Origin of the sequence: Nocardioides sp. NPDC057772, from assembly GCF_042798075.1 — a bacterium.
Taxonomy (GTDB): Bacteria; Actinomycetota; Actinomycetes; order Propionibacteriales; family Nocardioidaceae; genus Nocardioides.
Map to the genome: position 1 here is coordinate 1 of NZ_JBHVKN010000116.1, position 15977 is coordinate 15977.

The window sequence follows — 15977 nt, forward strand, 5'->3', positions numbered from 1 at the left end:
CAGGTTGGAGAGCACCCACGTCGGCCAGGCACGCGATGGACTCAACGCCTCCAGCGTGGACACGATCGCCTCGGTGAACTCGCGCGCCGACCAGTGCGCCTGCAGCCACTGGAAGTTGAACGCCTGCTCGAACTCGTCGGTGCGCAGGTAGCCCCGTAGGTCCGCCGGACCCTGGGTCCACGCCTCGGCGATCAGCATCCGCTCGCCGGGGTAGGAGGAGATGACGTCGTGCCAGTCGCGATAGACGCCGTGGACGTCGGGGTGGTCCCACATCGGGTCGTCCTCGATCCCGGTGTCGTACATCACCGCCGGGTCGGAGTTCGGCGAGCGCCCCTCCGGGACCTTCTGGTCGCGCAGCGCTTTCATCAGGCCGTGGGCGACGTCGACGCGAAACCCGTCGACGCCCCGGTCCAGCCACCACCTCAGCACGGAGCGGAACTCCTCGGCCACCTCAGGATGGCGCCAGTTGAGGTCGGGCTCCTCCTCCGCGAACATGTGGAGGTACCACTGCCCGTCCTCGACCCGGGTCCACGCCGAACCCCCGAAGACGGACTGCCAGTTCGTCGGTGGCTCCTCGCCGTCCTCACCACGACCGTCGCGGAAGATGTAGCGGTCGCGCTCGGGCGACCCGGGACCGGCGGAGAGCGCCTCGGCGAACCACGGGTGATCCGCCGAGGTGTGGTTGGGGATCAGGTCGATGATCACCTTCAGGCCGACCTCGTGCGCCTTCGTGAGCAGGTCCTCGGCGTCGGAGAGCGTCCCGAAGAGCGGGTCCACGCCGCGGGCGTCGACGACGTCGTAGCCGTAGTCGATCTGGGGTGACGGGTAGAACGGCGAGAGCCAGATCGCGTCGACACCGAGATCGGCCAGATGGTCCAGCCGCGAGGTGATCCCGGCAAGGTCTCCCGTGCCGTCGCCGTCCGCATCGGCGAACGAACGCGGGTAGATCTGGTACGTCACAGCCTCACGCCACCACGGAGAATCCACGGGAGCCCCGGTAACCGGATGCCGGCCAGGTCATGCTCGCGGCCGGGACGATCACCGGTGCGTCTCAGTGGTCGTGGTCCGCGGGGTGGAGCTGCGTGCCGGTGACACCGCAGTGGGCGCACGTCTCGATGTGCACCCGGTGATCGTCGGGCTCGGGTTCGGCGGCGAGCGGGCGGCGTACGAAGGCGACCGCGAGCGCGGCGCCGAGCACCAGCAGGCCGGCGTTGAGGAGCATCGCCATCCCGTAGCCGTCGTCGAAGGCGCTCGTGTTCGTGTAGTCGTCGCCGGCGATCCCGACCGCCGCCGGGACCACGGCCACGGCCAGCAGCCCGGCGGTCCTGGCCACGGCGTTGTTGACGCCCGAGGCGATGCCGGCGTGCCGGTCGTCGGCGGCATCGAGCACGGTGGCGGTCAACGGCGCCACCAGCAGGGTGAGCCCGGCGGCGAAAAGGAGGACGGGGGCGAGCACGTCGAGGACGTAGGACGCGCCGGCACCGATCCTTCCCATCCAGAGGACTCCGCCCGCCGCGAGCAGCGGCCCCAGCGTCATCGGCAGGCGCGGCCCGATGCGCTGCGCCAGCGCGCCCGCGCGCGACGAGAAGAGCAGCATCACCACCGTCACGGGCAGCAGCGCCGATCCCGCGGCGAGGGGCGACCAGCCGCTGACGACCTGGAGCTGGAGGACGAGCAGCACGAAGATCACCCCGAGCGCTGCGTACACGAGCAGGGTGACGGCATTGGCCGCGCTGAACTGGGCGTTGCGGAACAGCTCGAGCGGCACCAGCGGATGCGTCGAGCGGGCCTCGACGACCACGAACGCGACCAGGCAAGCGGCTCCGGCGACGACGGTCGTCACCACGGTCGCGCCGAAGCCGACCTCGCCCGCCCTGGTGAGCCCGAAGGTCAGCGCCCCGAGCCCGGCGGCGGCGAGCACGGTGCCGGTCAGGTCGAGCCGGCCGCCGGCGTCGGGGTCGCGGCTCTCCGGGACGTAGCGCACGGCGACGGTGACGATGAGCACCGCGACGGGCACGTTGACGAGGAAGACCAGCCGCCAGTCGATCCCGACCAACCAGCCCCCGACGAGCGGCCCGATCGCGGCCGCGATGCCGCTGAGCCCCGACCAGGCGCCCACGGCGGCCGACCGGTCCTCGGCGTGGAACGACGCGGCGATGATCGCCAGGCTCCCCGGCGTCAGGAGTGCTCCGCCGACACCCTGCAACCCGCGCGCCGCGATGAGCAGATCGATCGAGGGCGCCAGCCCGCACAGCAGCGATGCGACGGCGAACCACACCACGCCGATCAGGAACACCCGGCGCCGCCCGAAGCGGTCGCCGAGCGAGCCACCGAGGAGGATCAGCGCCGCGAGGCTCAGCGTGTAGGCGTTGACCGTCCACTGCAGACCCGAGAAGCCTGCGTCGAGGTCCTCCCCGATCCTGCCGAGGGCGACGTTGACGACGGTCGAGTCCAGCATCGCCAGACCGGAGCCCAGCACGGTCGTCGCCAGCACCCAGCGACCCTGGGCGCTGCCCAGCCGGAGAGGGGCGCCGTCACTCCGAGAGTCGTCCATGATCCGGGAGTATCCCAGTCAGGTGCCCCTCCCCCTCCTCATTTTCAGGGCTGGTCGACCACCCACGTACGCAGCTGCGGGCCGTGCTGGTCGAGGGTCGGTGGCGCAGCGTGGCCGGTGGGAGTCACCTCGGCTCCCTCGTCGAAGAACCGCAGCGGCGGTCCGGGCAGGGTGAGCTGGCCGAGCGTCGCGTGGTCGACGTCGATCAGCAGGCCCTGGCTGGCGGTCTGCTCCCAGGCGTAGACCTCGTCGAGCGAGCGCACCTTGCCGGCCGGGACGCCGGCCTCGGCGAGCTTGGCGAGCAGCTCCTCGGCAGGCCAGGGCGCGAACAGCGCCTCGACCAGCTCGACGACCTTCTCCCGGTTGGCGGCGCGCTCGGGGTTGGTGGCCATCCCCTCCAGGTCGGGCGAGAGGTCGAAGGCGGTGCAGAACCGCCGCCACAGACCTTCGCTCCCGACCGCGATCTGCACGGTGCCGTCGGCACAGCGGAACAGCCCGTACGGAGAGATGCTCGGGTGATGGTTGCCCTGCGCACGGCCGACCTCACCGGCGACGGTCCAGCGGGTGCCCTGGAACCCGTGGACGCCGACGACCGCGGAGAGCAGCGAGGTGCGGACGACGGTGCCACGGCCGGTGCGGTCCCGCTCGTGGAGAGCAGCGAGCGCACCGTAAGCGCCGTACATCCCGGCCAGCAGGTCGGCGATCGGGGTGCCGACCCGCTGAGGGTCGTCGGGGCCCGAGCCGGTGAGCGACATCAGTCCGGCCTCGCCCTGCGCGATCTGGTCGTAGCCGGACCGCCCGCCCTCGGGTCCGTCGTGACCGAACCCGGTGATCGAGAGCACCACGAGCCGTGGGTTGCGGGCCTGGAGCATCTCGATGCCGAGCCCGAGCCGGTCCAGGACGCCGGTGCGGAAGTTCTCGATGAGCACATCGGCCCGGTCGACCAGGCGCAACAGCACGTCCTTGTCGTCGGCGTCCTTGAGGTCGAGGGTGATCGACTCCTTGTTGCGGTTGGCCGAGAGGAAGTACGTCGCCTCCCGCTGCCCCTCCTCCCCCACGAACGGAGGGCCCCAGCCACGCGTGTCGTCGCCGTGTCCGGGCGCTTCCACCTTGATCACGCGGGCGCCGAGGTCGCCCATCATCATCGCGGCGTGCGGCCCGGCCAGAGCACGGGAGAGGTCGAGGACGACGACGTCGTCGAGCGGTCCACGCATGCGCGTCACCATCCCGGGAGGACCATGGTGGCCCAGACGAGGAGCGGACCGACGAGCACCACGATGACGCTGTAGCCGAGGATCTGCTTGTAGTAGCGCTCCTCGGTGATGGTCTCGGGCCGGTTGGCCAGCATCAGCGCGCCGTTGGTGGAGAACGGGCTCACGTCGACGATGGTCGAGGAGATCGCCAGCGCGGCCACGAACATGGCTGCCGAGATCCCGCCCTCGGCGATCAGCGGCACCGCGATCGGGATGATGATCGGCAGCAGTGCGGTCGAGGAGGCGAACGCGGAGACCACGGCGCCGACATAGCAGAGGATGAGCGCGCCGATCGCAGCGACGCCCAGTCCGGCTGCCCAGCCTCCCACGAACTCCGGCGATCCGGCGGTGCTGAGGATCGTGGCGTACGTCGAGACGCCGGCGACCAGGAGGACGGTCGGCCAGGCGATCTGGCGGATGGCGTCCTTGTGCTGGCTCGGCGAGAGCGCCGCGAGGACGGTCGCCGCGGTGATCGAGGCGAAGCCGATGTTCTTGTCGAAGAACAGGGCGATGGCGGCGACGATGACGAACGCGGCCAGGGTCAGCACCTGCTCGGTGCGGATGCCGGGCTTGGTGCCGGTCGGAGCGACGGTGCCGTAGCCGCGGGCGGGGACGGTCACGCCGCCCTCGTTCAGCTCACCGGGTACGCCGGCAGCGGCGCTGGCCGCCTCGTCGGGGTCGAGACGCATGGACATCAGGGACCGTCCGCCGAGGGCGAAGAAGAGGATCGTCGCCATCATCAGGTTGACCGCCAGGCTGGTCAGGAAGACCGTCATCTCGCTGGCGGGCAGGCCGTTGTCGACCATGACCGAGTTGGTGATCGTGCCGTAGATGCTGATCGGCGAGAACCCGCCACCCTGGGCGCCGTGCACGACGAACATGCCCATCATCAGCGGGTTGATCTTGTAGCGGCCCGCGAAGCCGAGTGCCACCGGTCCGATGATCGCGCAGGCGGCCGGGCTGGCGGCGCCCATCGCGGTCAGCAGGGCGGTGACCCCGAACATCACCCACGGGATGAGGGCCACCCGACCGCCGACCGCGCGTACGGCACTGCTGACGATCAGGTCGACGGTGCCGTTGTTCCTCGCGATCGCGAACAGATAGGTGACACCTATCAGCGTCAGGATCAGGTCGGCGCTGACGCCGGCCAGGATCTCCTTCTCGTCGAGGTCCAGCGCGAACATCCCGACCAGCCAGGCCGCGACGTACGCCAGAGCTCCCATGTTGATCGGCAGCAACGTGCCGGCCACGAACAAGGCGACCAGCGCGATGATCGCCACCCATTCCGGTCCCATCGGACTTCCCTTCTGTTGGCCCCCAGATGACACCGCATGGTTTGTGACCCGGATCACGGCGGCTCAGTGGCCTAGCCAATAGGACAATCAGGAGAACGTCAATACCCTGTAGCCATGAGTGAGTCCTCGCGCTTTCCGCGACCCCTGCAGCGAACCCGTCTGTACGAGCAGGTCGCGGAGCAGATCACGGCTTGGATCTCGGAGAACGACCTGAAAGCCGGCGACCGGCTGCCGCCGGAGAGACAGCTCGCCACCAGCCTCGGAGTGAGCCGGGCGACCCTCAGCCAGGCGCTCGTCGCGCTCGAGGTGATCGGCGTCGTCGCGGTGCGCCACGGCGACGGGACGGTGCTGACCGACAAGCCGAGGGTCGAGCGCATCACCGATGCGATCCGGGCGCACGCGGAGCGGATCCCGGATGTCATCGAGGCCCGCGACGCCCTCGAGACCAAGATCGCCGCTCTCGCGGCACAACGGCGTACGCAGGAGGACCTGGACCGCATCCAGGCCGCCCTGACGTCGATGGAGCGCGACATCGAGGGTGGCGGGCGCGGCGTCCAGGGCGACGAGCTCTTCCATCACGCGGTCACCGAGGCCGCCCACTCCCCTCTGCTCGCGCAGATGATGTCGGAGATCAGCGAGCTGATCCGGGAGACCCGGATCGAGTCGCTGTCGCAACCCGACCGGCCGCGGACCTCGCTCGCCGGCCACCAGAAGATCGCCGACGCGATCGCCGCGGGCGACCCGCAGGCCGCCGCGGCCGCGATGCACGGACACGTCATGCTGGTCAGCGACGTCGCACTGCTCCGCGACTGATGACCTGGCTCGATCAGCTCGCGGTGCTCGCCGCGGGCCTGGGAGCGGGCATCCTCACCTCCACCGTGGGCGTCGCCTCGCTGCTCAGCTTTCCCGTCCTGGTCGCGGTCGGCCTGCCGCCGGTGATGGCCAACACGTCCAACACGGTCGGGATGACGCCTGCCGGGCTCAGCGGCTCCTTTGGCTACCGCCGCGAGCTCGCCGAGCATCCGCGCGTGACCGCTGCGGTGCTGATCACCGCGGGCGGCGGCGGCATCGCCGGGTCACTGCTGCTGCTCTGGCTGCCGGGCTCGGTCTTCGAGGCGGTCGTGCCGTGGCTGATCCTCGGCACCTGCGTGCTCGTCGGGGTGCAGCCGCGGTTGAGCCGGTTCCTGCGCCAGCACGCCAACCACGACGAGCCGCGGGAGCGGATCTCCGGGCTGACCACGGTCTTCGCGACCCTGACCGGGGTCTACGGCGGCTACTTCGGCGCCGGGTCCGGGGTGATGATGATGGCAGTGCTCGGGCTCGGGACCGATCTGGAGTTCCGCACCGTCAACGCCCTCAAGACCTTCGCGGTGATGGCCGCGAACGTCGTCGCGACGGTGATCTTCCTGGCGATCGCCGATCTCGACTGGCTGGCCGTCGGACTGCTCGCCGGCGGCTCGGTCGTGGGCGGGTACGTCGGGGCGCACATCGGTCGGCGGCTGCCGGCCACGGTCCTACGCTCGCTGATCGTCGTCGTCGGGATCGGCGCCGCGACGCTCATGCTCGTGCGCTGAGCTCAGAACGGAGGTCTTCCCGTTCCGGAGACCCGGAAACGGCCCCACGGATCGAGGTCGGAGAGCCGCCCCTCGGCCTCGCCGTGAGCGGTGCGGACCGTGACCGTCTGGCCGTTGCGTACGCCGTCGAGGGCCGCACCCACCCGGCCGTACCAGTGGAAGTGGCCGTCGATCGGCTGGAAGACCCCGCGCAGCGCGACGTCGACCTCCCAGGCGCCGTGCTCGGACTCCAGGCGCGCGGGACCGTCGTAGAGGTGCTGGGGCTCGTGCTCGCTCATGAGGGGCTCCTTCGCAGTGGGGTGACGATCTCGGGGCGGTCGAGGGTGCTCAGGTCGACCCCGTACTCGGCAGTGGTGCCCTCCAGCGCGTGCCAGACGAACTCGCTGAGGTAGCGGGTGAACGCGGCGCGCGACATGGTGCGCCGGTCGAGCCACCACTGACCGGCGGACTCACCGATCCCGACCAGGCTGTGCGCCCAGGGCTCGGCCCCGGCCGCATCGACGCCGAGGCGGCCGAAGGTGTCGCCCAGCAGGCGCGCGAAAGTCGCCGCGATGAGCTGCTTCCCATCGGCGAGCGGGTCGGCGCCTCCGGAGTGCTGGCGCACCAGGAGGAGGTAGACGTTGGGGTGCTCGGCGATGGTCTCGACGTACGCCGCGACCCCGGCGGTCACCCGCTCGCGGGTCGGCGCGGGCGCGAGCACGGCGTCCACCACCGCATCGAGGATCTGCCGTGCAGCCCACATCCCCACCGCGCCGTGCAGCTCCGCCTTGTCGGCGAAGTAGCGATAGAGCACCGGCTTGCTGACCCCCGCCTCCGCGGCCATGTCGGCGATCGAGACCTCGGCGCCGGCGGAGTCGACGGCGCGTACGGCCGCCGCCACCAGCTCCGCCCGCCTCGCCTCGCGGTGAGCGTCCCACCGCGACGAGCGGCCGTCGTCCTTGACCTTCCGTGTCATGTCCTGCACTCTAGCAACTACCCGTAACTCGCGGTAACACTTACTCGCACTCGATGGGGAGAAGAATGACGATCACCGACCCGACCTCCGACCGGCTCCTGCGCTCGACCGCGCGACAGTCCTACGACCCGGAGGTCGACCTCGACTGGGACGCCGCGCCCGTCGAGGGGCTGTGGTGGATGCAGCCCGAGCGCGTCTCCCTCTACGGCACCCCGATGTGGGAGCGGCTCAGCCAGGAGCAGCAGATCGAGCTCTCCAAGCACGAGGTGGCCAGCATCATGAGCGTCGGGCTGTGGTTCGAGGTGCTGCTGATGCAGCTGCTGCTCCGCGAGGTCTACGGGGCGGACCCGCGCACCGCGCGGACGCAGTACGCACTGACCGAGATCGGCGACGAGACCCGCCACTCGGTGATGTTCGGGCGGGCGATCGCGGCGATGGGCGCGCCGGCGTACGGTCCCCGGCCTGCAGTCCTGCGCATCGGCAGGTTCGCTCCCCTGCTGCACGGGCCCAGCGTCTTCTCCGCCACCCTCGTCGGCGAGGAGCCGCTCGACCGGTGGCAGCGCGAGCTGATGAAGGACGAGCGGTGCCAGCCGCTGACCCGGATGGCCTCCCGCATCCACGTCACCGAGGAGGCCCGCCACGTCACGTTCGCCCGCGAGGAGCTGGCCGCGGCGATGTCACAGAAGATCGGGCGTACGCAGCTCCGACTCCACCAGAACCTCACCGCCCGCTCGGCCTACGTGATGGCTCGCTCGCTGGTGCATCCGGACTGCTACGCCGCCGTCGGCCTCGACCCGATGGCCGCCCGCCGCGAGGCGCTCGGCAACGAGCACTACCGCGCCACCCTGGCCTGGATGGGCGAGAAGATGATGCCCTACCTCACCGAGCACGGGATGGTCTCGGAGAAGGACCGCAAGCTCTGGCGCGCGTCCTTCCTGGTGCCGCGCTACTGACGGGTTCGCGCCTCAGCACACGGCGAGGCGGTCCACGAGCAGCTCGAGCCCCGCTTCCGCCCCGGGCGGTGCTCGAACCGATCCAGGTCAGCGGAAGGCGGACTCCCCTGTCAGCGCCTGACCGATGATCAGCTGGTGGACCTCGCTGGTGCCTTCGTACGTCAGGACCGACTCCAGGTTGTTGGCGTGGCGCAGGACCGGGTATTCGAGCGTGACGCCGTTGGCCGCGAGGATGGTGCGGCACTCGCGGGCGATGGCGATGGCCTCACGGACGTTGTTGAGCTTGCCCAGCGAGATCTGCTCCGAGCGGAGGGTGCCCTCGTCCTTCAGGCGCCCCAGGTGCAGCGCCAGGAGCATCGACTTGCCGAGCTCGAGGGTCATGTCGGCGAGCTTGGTCTGGGTGATCTGGTAGCCGGCGAGCGGCTTGTCGTAGATCTCCCGGGAGGCGGCGTACGCGATCGCCGACTCCAGGCAGTCACGGGCCGCGCCGACGGCGCCGAAGACGATCCCGAAGCGGGCCTCGTTGAGGCAGGACAGCGGACCCTTCAAGCCCCTGACCTCGGGAAACGCGGCCGAGGCCGGCAGTCGGACCGAGTCCAGGACGATCTCGCCGGTGACGGAGGCACGCAGCGACAGCTTCTGCTTGATCACCGGCGCCGAGAAGCCCGGGGTGTCGGTGGGGACGACGAAACCGCGGATGCCCTTGCCGTTGTCTCCTTCGTCGGTCTGCGCCCACACGACCGCGACGTCGGCGACCGGAGCGTTGGTGATCCACATCTTGGTGCCGGTGAGCACCCAGTCGTCGCCGTCGCGCCGGGCACGCGTGCGCATGCCGCCGGGGTTGGAGCCGAAGTCCGGCTCGGTGAGCCCGAAGCAGCCGATCGCCTCGCCGGCCGCCATCCGCGGCAGCCACTCCTGCTTCTGCTCCTCGCTCCCCCACTTCCAGATCGCGAACATCGCCAGCGAACCCTGCACCGAGACCAGCGAGCGGATCCCGGAGTCGGCGGCCTCGAGCTCGAGGCAGGCCAGCCCGTACGCGGTGGCACTGGTGCCCGCGCAGCCGTAGCCCTCCAGGTGCATCCCGAGGACGCCCAGCTTGCCGAGCTCGGGGGCGAGCTCGCGGACCGGGACGTCGCCGGCCTCGAACCAGCCGGCCAGGTGAGGCTTGATCTCCTTCTCCGCGAAGGACCGCACCGTGTCTCGGATCGCGCGGTCCTCATCTCCGATGAGGGTCTCGGTGCCGAAGAGCTCGAGCGGGGTCTGGGGCATGGGGGTCTCCTTGGGTTCGATCGGGGGCGCCTGCCGATTGTGTCACCCGTCACGGAGACTCGTTTGAACCGTTCGCGACAGCGCTCCGTAGTAGGGGTGAAGGCCGGCATCGGGTCGGTCTCCAGGCGAGAGGAAACGGCGTGCGGACACGTACGAAAGCGGCAGTCGGGATCGGTGCGGCGGTGGTCGTGGTCGGAGGCGTCGCGGCGATCTTCGGACCCGGCTGGTACGCGGACCAGGCTGCAGACGATGCCGAGGCCGAGCCCAGCCTCAGCGCATCGGCGGCGCCCGCTGACGGCGCGGACAGTGCTGGCACCTGGACCGTTTCGGACGGCTCCTACGCCGGCTACCGGGTCGACGAGGTGCTCCAGGGCGAGGACGTCACCGTCACCGGCCGCACCGAGGACGTGACCGGCCAGGTCACCATCGCCGAGGACGAGGTCACCGAGGCGAGCATCGAGGTGAAGGTGGCCACGATCGCGACCGACTCCGACCGCCGCGACGACTACTTCCGCGGCAGCGCGATCGAGGCCGAGAGGTTCCCGACCGCCACCTTCGTCCTGACCGAGCCGGCAGCCCTCACGGAAGGCGCGACCGAGGTCGAGCTGGTCGGCGACCTGACCGTGCACGGCGAGACCAGGTCGGTGACCGTCGACGCCGAGGTCGGCGGCGACGGCGCCAGCGCTCTCCAGGTCGTCGGCAGCGTTCCGATCACCTTCGAGGACTTCGGTGTCGAGGCTCCCGACCTGGGCTTCGTGAGCGTCGAGGACACCGGCAGCGTCGAGTTCTCGCTCGAGCTGGTCAAGGGCTGACCCGGGCTCTGGGATGCTGGATCGGTGCGGGGAGGTGACATGGGCGCGGAGGACGAGCTCCTCGTAGCGGTGCACGACGCCCACTCCGAGGCGCTCTACCGCTACGTCGTGCGCCGCACCGGCGACGCCGAGGAGGCGCGCGACGTGGTGCAGGAGACGCTGCTGCGCGCCTGGCGCAACCCGGACGTGCTGCAGCGGCCCGAGGAGGGCGTACGTGCCTGGCTGTTCACCACCGCCCGCAACCTCGTCATCGACGACCTGCGCAGCGCGCGCCGGAAGCGGGAGTACGCAGCGGAGTCGCCGCCCGACCGGAGCCGCGCCGACCACACCCAGGCTGTGCTCGACTCCTGGGTCGTCGCCGATGCACTGCTAGCGCTCTCGCCCGACCACCGCGCAGTGGTGGTCGGGGCCTACTACGGCGGCCGCTCGGTCGCCGACCTCGCCCACGAGCTCGACATCCCGCCCGGCACCGTGAAGTCTCGGTTGCACTACGGTCTGCGAGCCCTGCGTCTCGCCCTGCAAGAGAAGGGGGTCACGTCATGAACGACCACCTGGACGCCTCCGGACACGAGACGTTCGCCGACTGGGACGCGTCCTACGTGCTCGGCGCGCTGAGCCCGAGCGACCGGCGGGCTTTCGAACGGCACCTGACCGGCTGTGGCGTGTGCCGCGACGCCGTCGCCGAGCTCGCCGGGATGCCCGGGCTGCTCGGCGTGCTCTCCCGCGAGGAGGCCGAGGAGCTCCTCGACGACACTCCTGCCGAGGCCACCCCGCCGCCGCTCGCTGACCTGGCCGGAGCCGTACGCAGGTCGCGACTGCGCCGCAGAGCGTTGGCGGCCGCGGCCGCAGTCGTCCTGCTCGCGGGTGGGACGGCCATCGGCGGGCTGCTGCTCGATCGTGACGGCGACGGAGAACCGATCGCGGCCCCTTCGGACTCGGTCACACCGACGGCCTCGGCGGGCGAGAACGTCCGCACCGTCGACCTGCGCCCTGTGGGCAGCGTCGACATGTGGGCCCAGCTCGTGGCCACACCCACGTCGTGGGGCACCAAGCTCACCTGGAGCTGCCACTACCCGCCCGAGCCCGGCAAGAGCCCGCCGACCTCCTCCGACTATCAGGGCGCGCCGGTGACGTACGACCTGGTGCTGGTCGGCCGCGACGGCGCCCGCACGGTCGCCGGGTCGTGGACCTGGTCCGGTGGGGAGACGCTCGGCCTGGACGCCTCCTCGGCGGTGCCGATCGCCGAGGTCGAGCGGGTCGAGATCACCCTCGACGGCGAGGACACCGCGGTCGCGGCGGCCTCCTTGACCTGAGCCTCGGCCGACCGGCTCAGTCGCCGGTGACGATGTCGGCGGCGCGCTCGCCGATCATGATCGCGGGGGCGTTGGTGTGGCCGCGCACGATCCTGGGCATGATCGAGGCATCGGCGACGCGGAGGCCTTCGACGCCACGTACGCGCAGGCTCGGATCCACCACGCTCGCCTCGTCGGTGCCCATCCGGCAGGTGCCGGTCGGGTGGTAGAGGGTGTGGGCGTGACGGGCCAGGAGCGAGTCGGCGACCTCCTCCGCGGTCGCGTCCGCCGCGAGCTCGGGACGCAGGAGGTCGCCCAGGATCGGCTTGAGCGCGGGCTGCGAGGCTATGTCCAGGGCGACCCGCACACCCTCGACCATCGCGGCGCGGTCCCTGCCCTCGGGGTCGGAGAGATAGCGCGGATCGATGATCGGCTTGGCGGCCGGGTCTTTCGAGGCCAGCGTGATCCGGCCACGGCTGGCCGGGTCGACAAGGATCGGGCCGGCGACGACGGCCTCGCCCACGAACGGCACCAAGCCTTCGTCGAAGAAGCCGACCGGAGCGAAGATCATCTCGATGTCGGGCGCCTCCAGGTCGGGCCGTGAGCGGAGGAAGCCATAGGCCTCGCCGACGTTGGAGGTGAGCATGCCGCGCCGGCGCAGCAGGTAGTTGGCCAGGTGGCGGAGCGACTCAGCGGTGGCGAGCGAGCCCTGCTCGACCTCCCAGCCGAGGCCGGCGACGAGGTGGTCGGTGAGGTTCTCCCCCACCTCCTTGGCGTCGTGGACGACCTCGATGCCGAGCTCCTCGAGTTGGTCGGCCGGCCCGATCCCGGAGAGCATCAGCAGCTGCGGGGTGTTGACCGCGCCGCCGCAGAGGACCACCTCGCGTCGTGCGGTGACGGTCGTCCGCTGGCCGTCGACGACGGCTTCGACACCGGTCGCGCGGTGTTTGTCGAAGGTCACCCGGGAGACCTGGGCGCCGGTGACGACGTTCAGGTTGGCGCGCTTGGCCGCGGGCTTGAGGTAGGCCGCGGCGGTGCTCCACCGGGCGCCGCGCCGCTGGGTGACCATGGTTTCCACGAACGCCTCGGCGTTGGGGCCGTTGGCCCGGCCGCGCGTGAAGCCGGCCTGCTCGGCGGCCTGGAGGAACGACTCGGTGTAGGGACGCGGGCTCCGCTGCCGCTCCACGCGGACCGGGCCACCGGTGCCGTCCAGGGCGGTGGCGTCCTCGACGTCCTCGAGCTTCGCGTACGCTTTCTTCACGGCGTCCCAGCCCCACTCGGGTCCTGCCGCGGCGCCCCATTCCTCGTAGTCGGCCTGCAGACCCTTGACCCACATCATCGCGTTCATCGAGGAGCTGCCACCGAGCATCCGGCCGCGCGGCCAGTAGATCCTCCGACCGCCGAGCTCCGGCTGCGGCTCGGTGGAGTAGTCCCAGTCGTGCTCTGTCTGGAAGAGCTTCGAGAACGCCGCCGGGACATGGATGTTCATGCCTTTGTCGCGGGGCCCGGCCTCGAGCAGCGTCACCCGGACGGTCGGGTCCTCGCTGAGCCGCGCTGCGAGCACCGCGCCCGCCGATCCGGCCCCCACCACCACGTAGTCGCTGGTCAGTTCCTGGCTCATACCGGATCTCCTTCGTCAACGATGACGGGCTTCCGGCAGGCTACCGTCGCCGAGGTGTGGTTGGGGAGGGATCCCGACCGGTCAATCGGCGAGGAAGGCACCCAAGGCGTACGCGGGGTGGCGGTCGAGGTTGTGGCGGCCGCGGTCGTAGCGGCGGGTGGTGCGGGGGTCGGCGTGGCCGGCGGCGTCCTGGACGTCCTCGAGGGGTACGCCGGCCTCTCGGGCCAGGGTGACGAAGGTGTGACGGAGGCTGTGCGGGGAGAGCTTGGCGCCGTGCTCGATGCCCGCTGAGCTGCCGAGCCTGCGGATCAGACGGAAGGCTTCGGAGCGGTGCCAGCGGTTGCCGGTGCTCGTGACGAAGACCGGACCATCGGCTCGTGCGTCGAGGTAGACGTCGAGAGCCTGCGAGGTCGCCGGGTTGAGCACGACGTCACGCCGGGCGCCGCCCTTCCGGGTGATGGTCAGGATGCGGTGGCCGCGGGAGTGGTTGAGGTCGGACACGTCGGCGCCCAGGGCCTCGGAGATGCGCAGCCCGTCGTGAAGCAGGAGCGTCACCAGCGCCGCGGCACGGCCGGAGTGCTCGCGGGCGGCGGCGAGGAGGGCTCGTGCCTCTCCCCTGTCCATGCCCAGCGTCTGGGAGTCGTTGGTGGTCTTGGGGCGCTTGACGTGCTCGGCCGGTGAGGCCTTCACGACGCCCTCGGCGACGCCGTAGCGGTAGAAGCCCGCGATCGCGGAGAGCCGTCGGGCGATCGTCGCGGGGCTCCGCCGTGTCTCCAGATCGCGGGCGTACCCGTCGACCATCGCCCGGTTGGCGGCCAGCGGGTCGATCTCCAGGGCCGCGCACCAACCGAACCACTCGGCGAGATCGCGTCCGTACGCGGCGCGGGTGTGTCCTGTGTAGGAGAGCAGGAACCTGCGGGCGAGCGCTTCGGCCCTCTTCTCGTGGGGCAGGTCCCCCAGGTCGGCGAGGAAGAGCTCTCTGACGGGTTCCGTCACCGCGAGGTCGGTGGCGGGGGTCTCCGGGCGGTGCTCGATCGCGCTCATAAGCACACATCATAATGCCGGTTATGTTGTGCGTCTACGCGGAATCTCATTCTCCCGCGTATTCAGTATTCGTTTCGTCTTTCGTCACGCTATGATGACGGAATGACGGATTCGATGGTGGTCGACGAGAAGCTCTGCCGTTTCCCTGGCTGTCCCCTGCCGGCAGCGGCGTCGGAGAGCGGGAGCGGCCGGCCGCCGGAGTACTGCGACGATCCCGCCCACAACCGAGCCGCTGCCTGGCGCGAGCGGAAACGCCTGCAGCGACTCGTGGAGGCACGGCCTCCTGAGGAGACCGCTCGACCGGTGCAGGCCGCGCAGCAGCGCGCCGCCGAGATCACCACGCAGCTGACCCAGCTCGCCGACCGCTTCCTCGACCAGCTGCCGAAGGCGCTGGAGGAGCTGCGTACGCTCGGCGACCTGACCGCGGCCGAAGCCCAGATCGCCACGGTGCAGAGCGAGGCACAGGAGCAGATCGCGGCGGCGAGCGCCCGCGCCGTGCGAGCCGAGCAGGCGCAGCGCGCAGCCGAGGCGGAGCGAGACGAGGCGGATGCCGCCGCCGCCGAGGCGTCGGAGGAGGCAGAGCGGTCGGCCGAGATCCTCCGAGAGGCGCTGGCCGCGACCGCCAAGGCCGAGGAGTCGCGCCAGGACGCACAGGCGGCGCTGGAGACCTCCGAAGCCACCGCAGCCGCCGCAGCGAAGGCCGCCGCCGCGACGATCGCGTCGCTCGAGAACCGCCTCGAGGAGATGACCTCCGAACGGGCTGCCCTGACCGAGAAGCTGGAGAAGGCACAGGCGGAGCACGCGTCGGCTGTGCAGCGCCGGCGGAGCGAGACAGCGCGCGCCGATCATGCCGAGAAGGCGATGGCGCGACTGCAGGAGCAGCTGATCGCCGAGCAGAAAGCGGCCGAGAAGGCGGCGGCGAGCGCGGAGGCGACGACCTCGGACCTGCGTACGCAGCGCGACGCCGCCCGCGAGCAGGTCGACGCGCTCCGGGACCAGGTCGCCGACCTGCGCGGCAGCGAAGCGGCGGCCAAGGCCGACCGCGACGCCACCCGCGCCGAGCTCGACCGCGAACGCGCCCATGCCGCCGAACGGCTCGACGACCTGAGAGCCGCGCACCAGGCCCAGGTCGCTCAGCTGGTGGAACAGCTCGAGCGACGTACGCCGTCGGCGGATGTCCCCGAAGCAGGTTCGTGACACGCGGGACCCCAGTTGGAGCTCCGCCGACCACATCCGCTACTGTTCTTCTCGCAAGCGGACGTAGCTCAGTTGGTAGAGCGCAACCTTGCCAAGGTTGAGGTCGCGAGTTCGAGCCTCGTCGTCCGCTCCACGGAAGAAGCCCCGGTCCATCGGAC

Annotated in this window: 16 protein-coding genes and 1 tRNA gene; 8 read left to right on the top strand and 9 right to left on the bottom strand. The window is 70.8% G+C overall.

Annotated features, from left to right (window positions below):
* The 4 genes from ACFVJS_RS17985 to ACFVJS_RS18000 form a co-directional block, all read right to left on the bottom strand.
* Nucleotides 1-960, bottom strand: a 960-nt coding sequence (locus tag ACFVJS_RS17985; RefSeq protein WP_378882930.1) for an alpha-amylase family glycosyl hydrolase, incomplete at its 3' end; no start/stop codon positions are given.
* A 91-nt stretch (nucleotides 961-1051) separates the two neighbouring features.
* Nucleotides 1052-2554 carry an MFS transporter gene (locus ACFVJS_RS17990; RefSeq protein WP_378882933.1) on the bottom strand — a complete coding sequence of 501 codons (1503 nt, stop codon included), beginning with the start codon at nucleotides 2552-2554 and terminating at the stop codon, nucleotides 1052-1054.
* A 44-nt stretch (nucleotides 2555-2598) separates the two neighbouring features.
* On the bottom strand, nucleotides 2599-3768 hold the full coding sequence (locus tag ACFVJS_RS17995; RefSeq protein ID WP_378882935.1) for a CaiB/BaiF CoA transferase family protein: 1170 nt from the start codon (nucleotides 3766-3768) through the stop codon (nucleotides 2599-2601).
* 5 nt (nucleotides 3769-3773) lie between these two features.
* Complete coding sequence (locus ACFVJS_RS18000; RefSeq protein WP_378882938.1) at nucleotides 3774-5102, bottom strand: SLC13 family permease; 1329 nt, start codon at nucleotides 5100-5102, stop codon at nucleotides 3774-3776.
* A 114-nt stretch (nucleotides 5103-5216) separates the two neighbouring features.
* Between ACFVJS_RS18000 and ACFVJS_RS18005 the strand changes: the two genes are divergently transcribed.
* Both ACFVJS_RS18005 and ACFVJS_RS18010 read left to right on the top strand, forming a co-directional pair.
* A complete protein-coding gene (locus ACFVJS_RS18005) occupies nucleotides 5217-5915 on the top strand; it encodes a FadR/GntR family transcriptional regulator (RefSeq protein WP_378882940.1) in 699 nt (232 codons plus the stop codon).
* Nucleotides 5915-6676, top strand: a complete 762-nt coding sequence (locus ACFVJS_RS18010) for a sulfite exporter TauE/SafE family protein (protein ID WP_378882943.1) — start codon at nucleotides 5915-5917, stop codon at nucleotides 6674-6676. The genes ACFVJS_RS18005 and ACFVJS_RS18010 overlap by 1 nt, the downstream gene beginning before the upstream one ends.
* Before the next feature lie 2 nt (nucleotides 6677-6678).
* Here the strand turns inward: ACFVJS_RS18010 and ACFVJS_RS18015 are convergent, their stop codons facing one another.
* Both ACFVJS_RS18015 and ACFVJS_RS18020 read right to left on the bottom strand, forming a co-directional pair.
* Nucleotides 6679-6954 carry a DUF4873 domain-containing protein gene (locus ACFVJS_RS18015; protein WP_378882944.1) on the bottom strand — a complete coding sequence of 92 codons (276 nt, stop codon included), beginning with the start codon at nucleotides 6952-6954 and terminating at the stop codon, nucleotides 6679-6681.
* Nucleotides 6951-7631 (bottom strand): TetR/AcrR family transcriptional regulator, encoded by a 681-nt coding sequence (locus tag ACFVJS_RS18020; protein WP_378882946.1) that lies wholly within the window; start codon nucleotides 7629-7631, stop codon nucleotides 6951-6953. The genes ACFVJS_RS18015 and ACFVJS_RS18020 overlap by 4 nt, the downstream gene beginning before the upstream one ends.
* Before the next feature lie 65 nt (nucleotides 7632-7696).
* Between ACFVJS_RS18020 and ACFVJS_RS18025 the strand changes: the two genes are divergently transcribed.
* The gene (locus tag ACFVJS_RS18025) at nucleotides 7697-8584 is read left to right on the top strand and encodes a diiron oxygenase (RefSeq protein WP_378882949.1); all 888 of its coding nucleotides are present in this window, start codon (nucleotides 7697-7699) and stop codon (nucleotides 8582-8584) included.
* Between the two features lie 87 nt (nucleotides 8585-8671).
* Here ACFVJS_RS18025 and ACFVJS_RS18030 read toward each other — a convergent pair whose 3' ends face one another.
* The gene (locus ACFVJS_RS18030) at nucleotides 8672-9853 is read right to left on the bottom strand and encodes an acyl-CoA dehydrogenase family protein (RefSeq protein WP_378882951.1); all 1182 of its coding nucleotides are present in this window, start codon (nucleotides 9851-9853) and stop codon (nucleotides 8672-8674) included.
* A 140-nt stretch (nucleotides 9854-9993) separates the two neighbouring features.
* Between ACFVJS_RS18030 and ACFVJS_RS18035 the strand changes: the two genes are divergently transcribed.
* From ACFVJS_RS18035 to ACFVJS_RS18045, 3 genes are read left to right on the top strand one after another with little or no spacing between them, the layout of a single operon-like run.
* Entirely contained in the window at nucleotides 9994-10665 is a 672-nt protein-coding gene (locus ACFVJS_RS18035; protein WP_378882954.1) for a YceI family protein, read from the top strand.
* A 24-nt stretch (nucleotides 10666-10689) separates the two neighbouring features.
* Nucleotides 10690-11208 carry a sigma-70 family RNA polymerase sigma factor gene (locus tag ACFVJS_RS18040; RefSeq protein ID WP_378882956.1) on the top strand — a complete coding sequence of 173 codons (519 nt, stop codon included), beginning with the start codon at nucleotides 10690-10692 and terminating at the stop codon, nucleotides 11206-11208.
* Nucleotides 11205-11978 (top strand): zf-HC2 domain-containing protein, encoded by a 774-nt coding sequence (locus ACFVJS_RS18045; RefSeq protein ID WP_378882959.1) that lies wholly within the window; start codon nucleotides 11205-11207, stop codon nucleotides 11976-11978. The genes ACFVJS_RS18040 and ACFVJS_RS18045 overlap by 4 nt, the downstream gene beginning before the upstream one ends.
* A gap of 16 nt (nucleotides 11979-11994) precedes the next feature.
* Here ACFVJS_RS18045 and ACFVJS_RS18050 read toward each other — a convergent pair whose 3' ends face one another.
* Entirely contained in the window at nucleotides 11995-13578 is a 1584-nt protein-coding gene (locus ACFVJS_RS18050) for a GMC family oxidoreductase (protein WP_378882962.1), read from the bottom strand.
* Between the two features lie 81 nt (nucleotides 13579-13659).
* Nucleotides 13660-14622, bottom strand: a complete 963-nt coding sequence (locus ACFVJS_RS18055; protein WP_378882965.1) for a tyrosine-type recombinase/integrase — start codon at nucleotides 14620-14622, stop codon at nucleotides 13660-13662.
* 102 nt (nucleotides 14623-14724) lie between these two features.
* Between ACFVJS_RS18055 and ACFVJS_RS18060 the strand changes: the two genes are divergently transcribed.
* Both ACFVJS_RS18060 and ACFVJS_RS18065 read left to right on the top strand, forming a co-directional pair.
* Complete coding sequence (locus ACFVJS_RS18060) at nucleotides 14725-15819, top strand: hypothetical protein (protein WP_378882966.1); 1095 nt, start codon at nucleotides 14725-14727, stop codon at nucleotides 15817-15819.
* A 57-nt stretch (nucleotides 15820-15876) separates the two neighbouring features.
* Nucleotides 15877-15952, top strand: a tRNA-Gly gene (locus tag ACFVJS_RS18065).
* Nucleotides 15953-15977 lie beyond the last annotated feature (25 nt).

Excerpts from the sequence above, each read along its gene's own strand:
- ACFVJS_RS18010 (WP_378882943.1), top strand. The coding sequence starts at position 5,915 with ATGACCTGGCTCGATCAGCTCGCGGTGCTCGCCGCGGGCCTGGGAGCG.
- ACFVJS_RS17995 (WP_378882935.1), bottom strand. The coding sequence starts at position 3,768 with ATGCGTGGACCGCTCGACGACGTCGTCGTCCTCGACCTCTCCCGTGCT.
- ACFVJS_RS18000 (WP_378882938.1), bottom strand. The coding sequence starts at position 5,102 with ATGGGACCGGAATGGGTGGCGATCATCGCGCTGGTCGCCTTGTTCGTG.
- ACFVJS_RS18025 (WP_378882949.1), top strand. The coding sequence starts at position 7,697 with ATGACGATCACCGACCCGACCTCCGACCGGCTCCTGCGCTCGACCGCG.
- ACFVJS_RS18015 (WP_378882944.1), bottom strand. The coding sequence starts at position 6,954 with ATGAGCGAGCACGAGCCCCAGCACCTCTACGACGGTCCCGCGCGCCTG.
- ACFVJS_RS18060 (WP_378882966.1), top strand. The coding sequence starts at position 14,725 with ATGACGGATTCGATGGTGGTCGACGAGAAGCTCTGCCGTTTCCCTGGC.
- ACFVJS_RS18005 (WP_378882940.1), top strand. The coding sequence starts at position 5,217 with ATGAGTGAGTCCTCGCGCTTTCCGCGACCCCTGCAGCGAACCCGTCTG.
- ACFVJS_RS17990 (WP_378882933.1), bottom strand. The coding sequence starts at position 2,554 with ATGGACGACTCTCGGAGTGACGGCGCCCCTCTCCGGCTGGGCAGCGCC.
- ACFVJS_RS18030 (WP_378882951.1), bottom strand. The coding sequence starts at position 9,853 with ATGCCCCAGACCCCGCTCGAGCTCTTCGGCACCGAGACCCTCATCGGA.
- ACFVJS_RS18055 (WP_378882965.1), bottom strand. The coding sequence starts at position 14,622 with ATGAGCGCGATCGAGCACCGCCCGGAGACCCCCGCCACCGACCTCGCG.
- ACFVJS_RS18020 (WP_378882946.1), bottom strand. The coding sequence starts at position 7,631 with ATGACACGGAAGGTCAAGGACGACGGCCGCTCGTCGCGGTGGGACGCT.
- ACFVJS_RS18050 (WP_378882962.1), bottom strand. The coding sequence starts at position 13,578 with ATGAGCCAGGAACTGACCAGCGACTACGTGGTGGTGGGGGCCGGATCG.
- ACFVJS_RS18045 (WP_378882959.1), top strand. The coding sequence starts at position 11,205 with ATGAACGACCACCTGGACGCCTCCGGACACGAGACGTTCGCCGACTGG.